We start from the raw sequence: 823 nt of genomic DNA, 5'->3' as shown, positions 1-823 counted from the left end.
ACGAAGCCGAGGAAGCTGGTGGCGGTCTTGTCGTAGCGGATTGCCACGCGGCGACTGTTCTTGAGCTTCCCGAAGCAGCGCTCGACCAGGTTTCGCAGAGCGTAGAGCGTCCGGTCGACGCCTGCACGGGCCTTGCGGTTGCGGCGCATGGGGATGACGGGGATCGCATCGCGGGCCTCGGCCCAGGCGCGGATGCGGTCGGCATCGTAGCCCTTGTCCGCCAGAAGCGCGGCGGGCGCGGGCAGGTCGTCGCCCATGACGAGGTCGAAGCCCTTGTGATCGGAGGTCTGGCCCGGCGTCACGTCGGTCCGCATCGGCAGGCCCCACGCGTTGCAGCGGAGCTGGATCTTGGTCGTCTGGCCACCGCGAGAGCGCCCGATACCCTGTCTCGGAGTCCCCCCCTTGCGCCGGCCGCATGCTGGTGCGCCCGGACGACCGTGCTGTCGATCATCTGGAGCCGGTCGGGCGGCTGGTCGAGCTCGGCGGCTCCTTCGTTGAGCGCCTCGAGGATCGTCTCCCACAGCCCTGCCAGCGTCCAGCGGCGGAACTGCCTGTAAACGCTCGACCACTTGCCGAACTCCTCGGGCAGGTCCCGCCAGGCAGAGCCGGTGCGCGCGATCCAAAACACCCCGTCGAGCACCCGGCGGTGATCGGCCCCCTGCCGCCCGTTCCGAGCACGCACCCCGCGGATGAACGGCTCGAAGAACACCCACTCCGCATCCGACATCAGATCCCGCGCCATCGCATCACTCCGCCCGATCACAGTCGGGCACCGTGAATCACGCCAAGCCAGTCAGGGGAAGGGTTTTGTCAACACCGCCTA

General features: G+C 68.5%; 1 pseudogene. It reads right to left on the bottom strand.

Annotation, left to right across the window (positions count from 1 at the left end):
• Positions 1-727: pseudogene (locus DR046_RS23045) on the bottom strand (IS5 family transposase); the annotation flags it as partial.
• Positions 728-823 lie beyond the last annotated feature (96 nt).

Origin of the sequence: Jannaschia formosa, assembly GCF_003340555.1 — a bacterium.
Lineage (GTDB): Bacteria > Pseudomonadota > Alphaproteobacteria > Rhodobacterales > Rhodobacteraceae > Jannaschia > Jannaschia formosa.
The sequence above is the reverse complement of the archived record's forward strand: the minus strand, read 5'-3'. Positions and strand labels throughout refer to the sequence as shown.